Raw genomic sequence first — 13,129 nt, forward strand, 5'->3', positions numbered from 1 at the left:
ATGAGCACGGCCCTCCCACCGAAGCACCACGAGGGGCTTCGCGAACCGGGGTCGGGTCCCGAGGACCGCGACCCGCGCACCCGGAAACGACTGCCGCTGTGGGACAGGAGCAAGTTCCTGATCCTGCTCGCCGTCGCGTTCGGCGTGCTGCTCTGGAACGAGATCGCCACGTACGAGGGCATCATCTCCGTCTCCGACGCCTTCCTGCTGACCGTGCGGAACGCGTCCTGGATCCTGTGGCTGGCGGGCCTCGAAGTGGTCCGGCAGATCCACTTCCTGATCAGTGAGCGTTCGGCCGGATACCACCGGTTCTGGACGCGCGGCGTCTTCGGCGGCTGGAACCGCTGGACGCACCGCAGGTTCAACGACTGGAACCGCTACCGCATCGCACGGGCGATCAAGTGGGTCGTCTGGATCGTGGTCATCGCGCTGGTGCTCGCCAAGGTGCAGCAGACCTCGCCGCTGCAGGCGCTGTTCAACGTGCCGGCCACGGTGTGGGGCTTCCTCCCCATGGTCCTGCAGATCATGCTGCTGATGGTGCTCGCCGTCGGGCAGTTCGTCGCGATCTTCTGGTTCCTGTCCCGCGGCGGCGTGGACGTCTACTACCCCGACGACATCAAGACGCGGTTCTCCGACGTGTGGGGCCAGGACCACGTGGTCGAGCGGGTCAAGGAGAACATCGTCTTCCTGGAGAAGCCGGACGAGATCGAGGCCAGGGGCGGCTACGTGCCGAGCGGCATCCTGCTGTGGGGCCCGCCCGGCACCGGAAAGACCCTGATGGCCGAGGCGGTCGCCGGCTCCACCGGAAAGCCGTACGTCTTCGTGGACCCCGGCGCGTTCATCAACATGTTCTTCGGCGTCGGCGTGCTGAAGGTCAAGTCGCTGTTCCGCAAGCTGCGCAAGCTGGCGCTGCGGTACGGCGGCGTCATCGTCTTCTTCGACGAGGCCGACTCGCTCGGCAACCGCGGCGCGCTCGCCCAGGGCGGGCCGGGCGGCTGGGGGCGCTCGGTCCCCGCGCCGTTCGAGGACGCCGGCTGCCACGGCTTCGCCTACCTCGACCCGCACACCCGCACCGTGCTCGGCCGCCACGCCGCGGGCCCGGCCGCCGAGGCCGCGCCCGCGCGGATGCCGCGCACCGGCGCCTTCGTCAACCGCCTGATGTACGGCGGGGGAATGGGCGGCGGTGGCGGGATGGGCACCCTGGAGGCGCTGCTCACCGAGATCTCCGGCCTGAAGAAGCCGCGCGGCTTCGTCAACCGGTACGTGCGCAGGCTGCTCGGCATGCGGCCCAAGCCGCCGCCGAAGTACCGCATCCTCATCATGATGGCGACCAACCTGCCCGAGGCGCTGGACGAGGCGCTGCTGCGCCCCGGCCGCATCGACCGCATCTACAAGGTCGGCTACCCCTCCAAGGCGGGCCGGATCCGCACGTACCGCGGTTACTTCGACAAGGTCAGCCACCAGCTCACCGACGAGCAGATCGACAAGCTCGCCACGATCACCCCGTACGCCACCGGCGCGACGATCAAGGACCTGGTCAACGAGTCGCTGATCACCGCGATCCGGGACGGCCGGGAGACCATCACCTGGTCGGACGTGATGCGGGCCAAGCGGCTCAAGCAGCTCGGGCCGCCGGAGGACGTCGAGTACATCGAGCGCGAGCGGCACGCCGTGGCCGTGCACGAGGCCTGCCACGCGGTCGCCGCCTACCGCACGCGCCGCCACCTGGAGATCGACCTGGCGACGATCGAGAAGGGCGCCGACTACCTCGGCATGGTGGCCAGCATCAAGCCGGAGGACCAGTTCACCCGGTGGAAGTCGGAGTACGAGTCCGACATCATGGTGTCCCTCGCCTCGCTGGCGGGGGAGCGCATGTTCTTCGGAGAGGACAACTCCTCCGGCGTCTCCGGCGACCTGCAGTCCGCCACGGCCATCACCGGCCTGATGGAGGCCCACTGGGGCATGGGCATCGGGGTCGCCTCGCTGCCCGCGCTGCAGGAGCTCGGCCTGCGCGAGGGCAAGGCGGCCCAGCCGCAGCCCGGCACCGGCACTCCGGCGAGCCGGCGCGACGAGCTGCTGCCCGACATGCTCCCCGAGCGGATCGAGTTCAACCTCAGCCGGCTGCTGGAGAAGACGGCCGAGCTGCTGCGGGAGAACCGCCGCGAGGTGCTGTCGGTCGCGCACGCGCTGGAGCAGCACAAGACGCTCAACGGCGACGACGTGGTCGCGGTCATCGAGAACAGGCCGGGGCCGCTGATCGACGGCACCGTCTACGCCTCCGACGAGTTCTACGAGGAGATCGAGAGCTATCACACGGCCGCGGTGGAGGCCCATCACGGCCACAGCGAGGTCCCGCTCGAGCTGCCGCTGCCGAGGATGCGGACGCTGGAGGCGTCCGTCGTGGTGCCCTCCTCAGGTGTGGCCGCCACCGGCGGGGCCGCGCCGGTGCTCGCCACGCAGCCGAACGGCCTGGCGGGCGGCAACGGGCACCTGCCCCAGCCGTTGCAGCCGCCCCAGCCGGACTTCGTGCCGTGGAACGGCGCGCCGCCTCCGATGACCGCGACGCCGTTGCCGGGTCAGGCGCCGCCCGGGGAGGCGTCCGTGCCGCGGCGCCGGTCGTACGGCGCGCTGTGGGCGGTGCTCGGCCTCGTCGTCGCGGTGGTGCTGTTCGTGCTGCTCGGCGCGCTGCTGTTCGCCTCGCCGCAGGGCGCGCGGGGCGCCGCCGTCGTCGGCGGCGTCCCGGCGGGCACGGCGGTGCTGCTGACGGTCGCGCTCGTCGCGGTGGTCGGTGGCATCGCGGTGGCGATCCTGCTCGTCCGCACGCAGCAGGCGGGGCGGCGCCGGGCCGAGGAGGCCAGGGACCGGGCCGCCGAACGGGCCCAGCTTCTCGCGGCGGCCATGGACCCGGAGGTCGCCATGCGGCTGCTCGGCTACGACGGCAGGCGGGGCCCAGAGGCCTGACCCCGACCTTTCCGTACGGCGATCCCTGGTGGGCGTCCGCCAGGGATCGCCGTCGTCATATGGTTCAGTTGCTTAATTAAGTTTCTGATATATTTTGCCGCGTGCCCGACTTCCCCGAGCTGAGCGTGGCGGAGCTGACCCACGTCCTCGAAGACTTCACGCGCATGCACATCCGCCTGCCCGCGGAGCGGCGGCTGAGCTTCACCACGCTGTCCGTGCTGCACACGCTGGCGGGCGGCGGCCCGAAGCGGCTCACCGACCTGGCCGCGGGGGAGCAGGTCACGCAGTCGGCGATCACGCAGATGGTGACCAAGCTGGAGCGCGAGGGCCTGGTGGAGCGCCGCCCGGACCCGTCGGACGGCCGTGCCGTCCTCGTGCGGGTCACGGCGGCCGGCGCCGCGATCGTGGACGGGCGGCGCAGCGAGCGCATGGCCCGGCTCGCGGACCTCGCCGCCCGGCTCGGGCCCGGGGAGAGGGCAGCCATCGCGGCGGCCCTCCCGGCCCTGGCCCGGATGGTCGAGCTGCACGAGGGGGCCGTGCCGGGGACTGCGCCGGCCGACCCCCCTTCGACGGCTGGAGGAAACGATGACGAGCCATGAGACGACCGACACCATCGGGGCCCGCGACGCCGGGGACCGGGCCTTCCCGCTGGAGCCGCGGCCGATCCACGTGCCCGGCGACGTGCTCGACGACCTGCGCCGCCGCCTGGAGCTGACCCGCCTGCCGGACGACGTGGGCAACGACGACTGGCGCTACGGCGTGAACGGCGCCTACCTGCGGGAGCTCGTCGCCTACTGGCGCGACGGGTACGACTGGCGGGCGGCCGAGGCGGCGATCAACGCCTACGAGCATTACCAGGTGGAGATCGACGGCGTGCCGGTCCACTTCATGCGGCGGCCCGGCGCCGGGCCCGCCCCGACGCCGCTGATCCTCACCCACGGCTGGCCCTGGACGTTCTGGCACTGGTCCAAGGTGATCGACCCCTTGGCCGACCCCGCCGCGTACGGCGGCGACCCGGCCGAGGCGTTCGACGTGATCGTGCCGTCGCTGCCCGGCTTCGGGTTCTCCACCCCGCTGCCCGACCACCCGGACATGAACTTCTGGAAGATCGCCGACATCTGGCACGTCCTCATGACCCGCGTCCTCGGTCACGAGAGGTACGCCGCGGCCGGATGCGACGTCGGCGCCCTGGTCACCGGCCAGCTCGGGCACAAGTACGCCGATGAACTGCTGGGCGTCCACATCGGCTCCGGGCAGAAGCTCACGCTGTTCTCGGGCGACCGGGCCTGGGACCTCAGCGGCGGCCGGCCCATCCCCGAGGGTCTGCCCGCCGACGTCCACGCCCGGGTCGTCGCCCTGGAGAAGCGCTTCGCCGTCCATCTCGCCGCGCACGTGCTCGCCCCGAGCACCCTCGCCGCCGGCCTGTCGGACTCGCCCGCCGGGATGCTCGCCTGGATCCTGGAACGCTGGGTCACCTGGAGCGACAACGGCGGCGACGTCGAGACCGTCTTCAGCAAGGACGACCTGCTGACCCACGCGATGATCTTCTGGGTGACGAACTCGATCGGCACCTCGATCCGCACCTACGCCAACAACAACCGCTATCCGTGGACTCCCTCCCACGACCGGTGGCCGGTCGTCGAGGCGCCCACGGGCATCACCTTCGTCGGGCACGAGAACCCGCCGGGCGTCCGCACGGACCAGCGGGTGGAGCACTTCCTCGGCAGCGACAGGGCCGCCTGGTACAACCTCGTGAACCTCGCCGCCCACGACCGCGGCGGCCACTTCATCCCCTGGGAGATCCCCGGCGAGTGGGTCGACGACCTGCGGCGCACCTTCCGCGGGCGGCGGTAGGACGCGGGGTCAGAGCCGGAAGCCCAGGTCGGGGATGATCTCGGCGACGTCCATCTGGGCCTTCTGCAGCCGGCCCGAGTAGTCCCAGTTCATCGCCTGCCAGCGGGTGAACTGGTCGAGCACCCACATGCCGCTCTGCCGGCTGCCGTTGCCCGACTTGCCGTTCCCGCCGAACGGCAGGTGCGCCTCCGCCCCGGACGTCGAGTTGTTGACGCTGACCATCCCGGCCGACACGCCCTCACGGAAGCGGAACACCGCCTTCGGGTCGGAGGTGTAGACGGACGACGACAGGCCGTACCCCGGGCGGTTGGCGAGGTCGATCGCCTCGTCCAGGGTGGAGAAGGTGGTCACCCCCACGATGGGGCCGAACGTCTCCTCCAGGAACAGCCGGTCGTCCGGGCGGACGCCGTCCACGATCACCGGGTGGTAGTACAGGCCCTCGCCGTCGATGCGGCCCACCGGGCCGGGCAGCACGGTGTGGTGCGGCCGGACCCAGCCCAGGTACTCCTCGTACCGCTCGGCGAACCTCTGGTCGAGCAGCGGGCCGTACAGCACGTCGCCGTTCGGGTCGCCGATCTTCGCGCTCCGCACGGCGTCGGCGAACCTGCGCAGGAACGCGTCGTGCACCTCCTCGTGGACGATGACCGTCCCGAGGGAGGTGCACCGCTGACCGGCCGTGCCGAACCCGGAGAACAACGCGCCCTCCGCGGCGAGGTCGAGGTCGGCGTCCGGCAGCACGACCATCGGGTTCTTGCCGCCGAGTTCCAGGCAGGGCGACTGCAGGTGCCGTCCGCACAGTTCGCCGACGAGGCGGCCGACCGCGCTGGAGCCGGTGAACCCGACCTTCTGCACCGTGCCCTCGCCGAGCGCGCGGTCGAGCCCCGCGTAGGTCTGCTCCCCGTCGGCGAACACGATGTTGAGCACGCCGCCGGGCAGCCCGGCCGCGGCGAACAGCCGATAGAGCGCGTGCGCGGACGCCGCGGCGTACTCGGCGGGCTTCCAGACCACCGCGTTGCCGCACAGCAGGGCCGGCACCAGATACCAGGAGGGCACCGCGACGGGGAAGTTGCCCGCCGTGACGACCGCCGCGACCCCGACCGGCACGCGGAAGGTGAACAGGCTCTTGTCCGGCATCTCCGACGGGATCGTCTGCCCGTAGAGGCGGCGGCCCTCGCCGAGGAAGAAGTCGCAGGTGTCCACGATCTCGCGGACCTCGCCGAGCGCCTCGGCGTACGGCTTGCCGATCTCCTCGGTCACCAGGCGGGCCAGCGCCTCGGTGTTGGCCTCGACGAGGCGGCCGATCGAGGCGATCACCCGTCCGCGCACCGGAGCCGGGACGCGCGCCCACTCCCGCTGGGCGGCCGACGCGGCGCGGCAGGCGTCCACGAAGCCCGCCGCGTCCGTGAGCGACACGTCCGCCACGGTGTGCGAGGGCCGCGCCGGGTTGACGGACGCGTACGGCGTGCCCGAAGTGAGCTCGTCACCACCGACGACGGAAACGATCTGCCGGGCCACTGCCACCTCCGCGATTGTTCCTGGTCTCAAGCCTCGGTTACACAGTATTTCCATCTCCGGCGCCCGTCAGGCCTTCCTGGTGGGCGATCGCGGCGGCCTGGGTGCGGCTGGAGACGCCGAGCTTGGCCAGGATGTTCGAGACGTGCACGCTGGCCGTCTTCTGGGAGATGAACAGCCGCTCGCCGATCTCGCGGTTGGCCAGGCCGTCCGCGACGTGCGCCAGCACCTCCCGCTCGCGCGCGGTGAGCCCGGCCAGCCGCCCCGGCTCCCGGCCGGCCGAGGGCCCGCCGGGCCGCCCGGACGCGCCGCCCGCCGTGCTCCCGCCCGCCGTGCTCCCGCCTGCCGTGCTCCCGCCTGCCGTGCTCCCGCCGCCTGCCGTGCTCCCGCTGTGCGCCGTGCTCGCACCACCGGCTTGGACGTCCGGCGTGGGGGCGGCCGCGGTCGGGTCCCGGAAACCGGCGCGCGCCCCGGACTCCCGCAGCGCGGCCAGCAGCGGACCGGCTCCCAGCGCCGCGGCGACGGTCACCGCCCGCTCCCACTCGGCGTGGGCCGCCGTGCGGTCACCCGTCCGCAGCAGGCTCTCGGCCAGCCGGCGGCGCGACCGCGCCTCCTCGTAGACGAAGCCGAAACCGAAGGCCTCGGTGGCGCGCCGCCACACCTCCGGGTCCGCCGTGCCGTGGGCGCGGTGCCACTCGGCCTCCGCCCGGGCCAGCCAGGCGAGACCCTCCGGGCCCATCCGTGCCCGCGGGCCGTTGGGTCCGTTGGCCGCCGCGTGCCTGGCCCGTCGCAGCAGGTCGTCGCAGCGCTCGCCGGTCCTGCCGAGATCGGCGAGCGCCCACAGGCCGGTCGCCGCGATCCGGATCAGGCCGGGGTCGAACGGTTCGAGCGTCGCGAGGATCGCGTCGACGTGTTCGAGCGCGGTCTCCGGGTCGCCGTGCCACAGGGCGTGCTCGGCGGCCATCCCGCGCGCCATGTAGCTGACCAGCTCGTCGGACCAGAACGGGGACAGCCACCGCAGCCTCTCCTCGGCCCCCGCGCGTCCCCGGCCCACCTCGACGAAGAGGGCGAACGACGACAGCTGGGCCTCCGCGCGGGTGCCGACCCGCACGCCGAAGGCGGCGGCCAGCCGCTCGGCCGCGTCCCAGTCGCCGTCCGCGTAGTGGATCAGGTAGTGCAGGAAGCGCAGATCGGTGCCGAAGGCGCTCCAAGTCAGCCCGGTCTCGGCGGCCAGCCGTACGCCGGACTCGGCGATGCGGGCGGCGTCCGCGAGATGGCCGTGCTCGTAGTGGATGCGCGCGTGGTTGAACCGTGCCCGCAGGTCGATGGACAGGTCGCCCGAGGGACGGCGGGTGGCGCGCGTGAGCAGGTCGACGGCGCGCTCGACGTCGTCGGAGGACTCCTCCGACAGCGCCAGCACGACCAGGGCGCTCGCCTCGGCGTCGCGGGCGCCCGTCTCCTGCGCGACCTCCAGCGCCCTGGCCGCCGTCGCGGTCGCCTCCTCGATCCGGTAGCTCCACCACAGCGTGCGCGCGTACGTGGCCAGGGCTCTGGCCAGCAGCGGGCTGTGCGGCGCGAGGTCCACCGCCTCCCGGGCCGCCGCGGTCGCCTCGTCCCGGTCGTCGTCCGCGTCGGCCAGGTAATAGGCGAGCCGTTCGCCGATCTCGGCGACGAGGACGGGATCGTCCGCCTCCCGGCGCAGCCGCCGCAACTGACCCGACGCCCTGTGGGAGTCACCGGCCACCGCGGCCGCGGCGGCGCTCGCCAGCGCGATCCGCGGCCGGCTCTCCCCGGCCGGGCGCCCGGAGGCCGGTACCTGGTCCCACAGCTCCAGTGCCCGGTCGAGGTGCCGGTGCGCCTCCGCCGGCGCCCCCAGCTGGGAGGCCAGCCGCCCGGCCTCCACCGAGGCCCACAGCGCCCCCGGCGTGTCGTGGGCGGCGAGGTGATGATGGGCCAGTTCGGCGGGGGAGCCGCCGCGCTCCGCGAGCAGCGCGGCGAACGTGGCGTGCAGGCGGGTCCGCTCGCCCGGCAGCAGGTCGTCGTACACCGCCTCCTGGAGGAGCGCGTGCCGGAACGCGTATCCGTCGCTGCCCGCCGTGAGCAGCCGCCGCGAGACGATCTCACGCAGCGCCTCCTCCAGCGGCAGGTCCCCCAGCCCGGCGGCCTCGCGCAGCAGGTCGTGGCCGACCCGCCGCCCGGCCACCGCGGCGATCCGCAGCACCTGACGGGCCGTGTCCGAGAGGGCCTCCACCCGTGCGAGCATCAGGTCGGCGAGAGTGCCCGGCAGCCGGCTGTGATCGGCGCTGGCGGCCAGCAGCTCCTCGGCGAAGAACGGGTTGCCCCCGGCCCGCTCGATCAGGGCGCCGAAGCCGTGTTCCCGTTCCGCGCCCGCGGGGCCGTCGCCGTACCGGTCGAGGCTGGCGAGGTACGCCGCCATGTCGTCGTCGCCCAGCGGCGGCAGCTCGACGGCGGTGACCAGTGGCAGGCGCCGCAGCTCGGCCAGGACGGGGCGCAGCGGGTGGCGGCGGTGCAGATCGTCGGTGCGGTAGGTGCCGACGAGGCAGACCCGCTCCCGCTGCAGCATCCGGGTGAGGAAGACGAGCAGGTCACGGGTCGAGCGGTCGGCCCAGTGCAGGTCCTCGAAGACGAACAGCACGGGATGGCGCCCGGCCACCTCCGACAGCATGTCGAGGACCGACCCGAACAGACGCTGCTGGGCGAGGCCGCCGGTGGCCGTCTCCTCGGCGAGGCCCGCGTCGTCGCCGGGCAGCAGCCGCCGCAGGGCGGGGCGGGCGGTGACGGCCGGGCCGACCGGCCCCCCGGGCTCGGCGGCGGCGGTGCGCAGCGCGTCGGCCAGCGGGAGGTAGGGCAGGGCGTCGCCGAGCTCGGCGCACTGCCCGGCCAGCGTCACGAACCCCCGCCGCTGTGCCAGGTCGCACAGCTCGGTCACGATCCGCGTCTTGCCGATCCCCGCGTCGCCGCCCACCAGGGCGACGCCCGCGAGCCCGGCCGCGGCGCCGTCGAGCACGCCCAGAAGCTGATCGAGCTCGGAGGAACGCCCGATCAGCACCCTTTGCGGCGTACGCGTGACCACGTTCGCGAGTATGGCACGGTGCCCCGACAGAACCGTGACGACGGCGTCGGCCCCCACCCGGTGACCGAACCCTTCCTCTCACGGCCCGATTCGTACACGCTGTCCTACACGCGGGGGCCGCGGCACCCGCGTCACCGGAACCCATCGACTCGTGAAGGCACACATTGATGCGACTCGTTCGTGGCCACCTCTCCGACGACACCGGCGTCCCCGGGCCCGCCCGCTGGGCCGTGCGCGACGAGGAGGGCGACCGCCTGCTGCCGGAGGACTTCTCGCTCGGGGAGGCGCTCTCGTCCGGCCTCGACCACTTCCGCCGGTCCCTCGCGGCGGCGTCTGGCCCGGCCGTGACACTGGCACTCGCCGCGCCCGTGGACCGGTGGACGGAGGTGTGGGCCGCGGGCGTCACCTACCGGAGATCGCGGGAGGCACGTAAGGAGGAGAGCCACGAGCCCGACATCTACGAGCGGGTGTACGACGCCCCCCGCCCCGAGCTGTTCTTCAAGTCGCTCGGCTGGCGGGTCCGGGGGCACGGGCAGGCCATCGCCGTACGGCCCGACTCGTCCTGGGACGTCCCGGAGCCGGAACTGGCCGTGGTGGTCTGCGCCAGCGGGGAGATCGCCGGATACACCGTCTGCGACGACGTGAGCTCCCGCTCCATCGAGGGCGAGAACCCGCTGTATCTTCCGCAGGCGAAGATGTACCTCGGCGCCACCGCGCTCGGCCCGGGGATCCGTCCCGCCTGGGAGGTCCCCGACCCCTACGACCTCGGCATCCGGCTCGGCATCTCGCGCGGCTCCCGCGAGATCTGGGCGGGCTCGGCGAGCACCCGACGGCTGCACCGGCGGATCGACGACCTCGTCGAACACCTCCTGCGCGCCGACCGCTATCCGTACGGGGTGATCCTGACGACCGGCACCTGCCTCGTGCCTGAGTCGGACTTCACGCTGACGCCCGGCGACGAGGTGACCATCGAGATCGACGGCCTCGGCCGTCTGGTCACCCCGGTGAGCGCGGTCGACGGCATCGACCTGTGGCGGGACCTGCCCGGCCGGTGACCTCCCCGGCCGGGTCCGCCCGGTGCGGGCCCGCGCGGAGCGTCAGTGGCCCGTGGCGCCGTCAATCCGCTCGCGGAGCAGGTCGGCGTGCCCGTTGTGGCGCGCGTACTCCGCGATCATGTCGACCAGGATGCGGCGCAGCGAGATCGGCTGGCCGGTGGCCCGCTTGACACCGGTCTCGTCCAGCGACCGGGCCGCGGCCACGATCTCCCGGGAGCGCTCGCACTCCGCACGCCACACGGCGAACGCCTCGTCGACGTCCCCGCCCAGATCCTCGAAGTCCTGGTCGGGGTCGTCGTCCGAGTAGTAGAGGAGCGGGACGTCCTCACCGGCGAACTGGATGCGGAACCACCACCGCTCGACGCCGGCGAGGTGCCGGAGGATGCCGTGGAGGCTCAGCACGGACGGCGGCACTCCCTGGTCGGACAGCCGTTCCTTCGGCACGCCGGAGCACTTGAGCGCGAACGTCTCGCGGTGCCAGTCCAGGGAGGCGGTGAGGATCTCTCGCTCGTCGCCGACGAGGACGGGAGCGGACCGGGAGTCGCCGTCCCACTTCTTCGAGTAGTTCGCCTCGGGGATCTCGTTCACACTCCGACCCTGTCAGACGGCACCGACAGTTCCCGGGACCGCGGCCGGAGCGGCGTTCGGCCTCCCGAGGCGTTCCGGGCCTCGGCCGCGGGACGGATAGGACGGAGAGACGGACACGCCGGGTCGGGGCGCTCGCGGTTATGGTCGTGGCGTGCCTGACGCGATCTTCGCTCATCCGCGCCTCGCGGCCGTCTACGACGCCTTCGGCGGCGCCCGCGACGATCTGGCGGCCTACCTCGGCATCGCCGACGAGCTGGGCGCGGGCCGCGCGCTCGACATCGGATGCGGCACGGGGTGCCTGGCGGTCCTGCACGCGGACAGCGGCCGTACGGTCGTCGGGGTCGATCCGGCCGAGGCGTCGCTTGGGGTGGCGAGATCGAAGGACCCGGCCGGAAGAGTCACCTGGGTCCATGGCGACGCGACGTCGCTGCCCGCTCTCGGCTTCGACCTCGCGGTGATGACCGGAAACGTGGCGCAGGTCTTCCTCACCGACGACGACTGGACCCGGACCCTGCGGGGAATCCGGTCCGCGCTGCGCCCGGGTGGTCACCTCGTGTTCGAGACGAGGCGTCCCGAACACCGGGCATGGGAGGAGTGGGCCGCCGACTCCGCTCCGGTCACCCTGGAAGTCGCGGGGATCGGACCGGTGCGGCGCCGTCATGAGGTGACCGCCGTCACCCTGCCGCTGGTCTCCTTCCGATAAAGCGCCGCTGGAACAGCAGGACCGGTGCCGTTCGCGGAGTGCCAGGAGAGGGCCGGAGGCCCATCCTCCAGGCGAAGGCGTTTTTGTCGGCGGCGCTGGCTAGTCTGCGGCGCGTGACGCGAGGACGGAGCCGGGACCAGGCGATCGAGGCGCCTTCCGCCCGCGCCGGTGCCGCTGACAGTGCCGGGGAAACGGCCGGGCGGGCGGCCGTCAGGCGCGGGCAGGCCGAGCAGCGGGAGGGCAGGGTCGCCGCGGGACTGTCGGAGCTGGAGCGGTGGCTGGCCGACCAGATCGGGCAGGGGATCGCGCAGGCGCGCCAGACGGGCCCGGCCGGCTGGGACGACCTCGCCAGACGGCTGGTCGACGCTCAGGCGCCGGGTGTGGCGGGCATCGTCACCCGGCTGCCCCGGGTGCTCGGCGCCGAGGACTGGCCGGGTCTCCTTCTCGGGGAGTACGCGCTGCTTCATCTGCTGGCCGTCGCCCACCGCCGCGCCGACGCGCTGCCCGGGCCGCTGCGGCAGACCGTACGGACCCGGGTCGGCTTCCCCGTCACGAGGGAGTCGGTGCTGGCCGGCCCGGTGGTGCGGGACCACTGGGACGTCGTCGGCTGCCGGGACGAGGAGCAGGAGCGGCTGGTCGCCCGGCGCATGTGGCTGGCGGGCCGCGCGACCGGCCGCCCGGCGATGGTGCTGTCGTTCTCGCCGGTCGGGCAGCCGCCGGAGTCGTTCCCGCCGCCGGGCACGACGATCGACGCCGACCTCGCCTTCTACCCGGGCGCATCGCCGCTGCGCGCCCTGGTGGCCGTGCGGCACGGCGACGTCGAGGCGGGCCCGCCACCGGGGACGGAGATCTCGCTGGTCCCCGCGCTGATCGCGGAGGTGCTCGCGGCCGATCCCTGGACCGACTCGTGGCCGCTGGTGCTCGCCGGGGTCGTCCCCTGCCCGGACGGCCTCGCCGACGGTGCGGGCGCCGATGGTGCTGGAGTCGACAGCGAGGGGCCCTGCGGTGCGGGGGCCCATGGTGCTGGGGTCGTCACTGAAGGGCCCGACCGTGCGGGGGCCGACCGTGCCGGGATCGACAGCGATGGGACCGGCGGTGCGGGAGCGGTGCTGGCGCCGCACCTGCCGTTGCACCCTGCCGTGGGCGTCCCGTGGCGGCTGCTGGCCGTCTCCGGCGGGCGGCCGGTGACAGTCGCCGCCGAGTGGACGCCGCGCGGGCTGCTCCCGCTGACGGTCTGGGACGAGGAGGGCGAGGTGGTTCGCCTATGACGCCGGTTCCGGCCGTGGTCGCGCCGTCGCCGGCGGCGCCCACGCTCAGGATCGCGACGCCTGCCCGGCGGCCGGGTCGTCCGGCCGCCTCTCC

The 13,129-nt window shown here is 73.3% G+C and carries 9 protein-coding genes; 6 read left to right on the forward strand and 3 right to left on the reverse strand.

Annotated elements, in window-relative coordinates; all coding sequences use genetic code 11:
- The 3 genes from HHX33_RS26810 (at position 1) to HHX33_RS26820 (ending at position 4,815) form a co-directional block, all read left to right on the forward strand.
- Positions 1 to 2,961, forward strand: a complete 2,961-nt coding sequence (locus HHX33_RS26810; RefSeq protein WP_182877024.1) for an AAA family ATPase — start codon at positions 1 to 3, stop codon at positions 2,959 to 2,961.
- Positions 2,962 to 3,062: 101 nt separating this feature from the next.
- Positions 3,063 to 3,560, forward strand: coding sequence for a MarR family transcriptional regulator (locus HHX33_RS26815; protein ID WP_310737999.1), 498 nt, complete (start codon positions 3,063 to 3,065; stop codon positions 3,558 to 3,560).
- Positions 3,547 to 4,815: an epoxide hydrolase family protein gene (locus tag HHX33_RS26820; protein ID WP_182877025.1), complete on the forward strand. Its 1,269-nt coding sequence runs from the start codon at positions 3,547 to 3,549 to the stop codon at positions 4,813 to 4,815. The genes HHX33_RS26815 and HHX33_RS26820 overlap by 14 nt, the downstream gene beginning before the upstream one ends.
- A 9-nt stretch (positions 4,816 to 4,824) precedes the next feature.
- Here the strand turns inward: HHX33_RS26820 and HHX33_RS26825 are convergent, their stop codons facing one another.
- Positions 4,825 to 6,336 carry an aldehyde dehydrogenase family protein gene (locus tag HHX33_RS26825; RefSeq protein WP_310741547.1) on the reverse strand — a complete coding sequence of 504 codons (1,512 nt, stop codon included), beginning with the start codon at positions 6,334 to 6,336 and terminating at the stop codon, positions 4,825 to 4,827.
- Between the two features lie 31 nt (positions 6,337 to 6,367).
- Entirely contained in the window at positions 6,368 to 9,421 is a 3,054-nt protein-coding gene (locus HHX33_RS37405; RefSeq protein ID WP_182877026.1) for a helix-turn-helix transcriptional regulator, read from the reverse strand.
- Between the two features lie 167 nt (positions 9,422 to 9,588).
- On the opposite strand from HHX33_RS37405, the gene HHX33_RS26835 reads away from it, so the two are divergent.
- Complete coding sequence (locus HHX33_RS26835) at positions 9,589 to 10,476, forward strand: fumarylacetoacetate hydrolase family protein (protein ID WP_182877027.1); 888 nt, start codon at positions 9,589 to 9,591, stop codon at positions 10,474 to 10,476.
- A 42-nt stretch (positions 10,477 to 10,518) separates the two neighbouring features.
- Here HHX33_RS26835 and HHX33_RS26840 read toward each other — a convergent pair whose 3' ends face one another.
- Entirely contained in the window at positions 10,519 to 11,064 is a 546-nt protein-coding gene (locus HHX33_RS26840; protein WP_138460049.1) for a DinB family protein, read from the reverse strand.
- A 151-nt stretch (positions 11,065 to 11,215) separates the two neighbouring features.
- On the opposite strand from HHX33_RS26840, the gene HHX33_RS26845 reads away from it, so the two are divergent.
- A complete protein-coding gene (locus HHX33_RS26845; RefSeq protein ID WP_182877028.1) occupies positions 11,216 to 11,767 on the forward strand; it encodes a class I SAM-dependent methyltransferase in 552 nt (183 codons plus the stop codon).
- A gap of 113 nt (positions 11,768 to 11,880) precedes the next feature.
- Complete coding sequence (locus tag HHX33_RS36535; protein ID WP_310741548.1) at positions 11,881 to 13,035, forward strand: SWIM zinc finger family protein; 1,155 nt, start codon at positions 11,881 to 11,883, stop codon at positions 13,033 to 13,035.
- The last annotated feature ends 94 nt before the right edge of the window (positions 13,036 to 13,129 follow it).

It is taken from the genome of Microbispora sp. H10670 (assembly GCF_014161385.1).
In the GTDB taxonomy this organism is placed as follows: domain Bacteria; phylum Actinomycetota; class Actinomycetes; order Streptosporangiales; family Streptosporangiaceae; genus Microbispora; species Microbispora triticiradicis.

Bases quoted from the DNA above. Each gene is read 5' to 3' on its own strand.
- HHX33_RS26810 (WP_182877024.1), top strand. From the start codon at position 1: ATGAGCACGGCCCTCCCACCGAAGCACCACGAGGGGCTTCGCGAACCG.
- HHX33_RS26820 (WP_182877025.1), top strand. From the start codon at position 3,547: ATGACGAGCCATGAGACGACCGACACCATCGGGGCCCGCGACGCCGGG.
- HHX33_RS26835 (WP_182877027.1), top strand. From the start codon at position 9,589: ATGCGACTCGTTCGTGGCCACCTCTCCGACGACACCGGCGTCCCCGGG.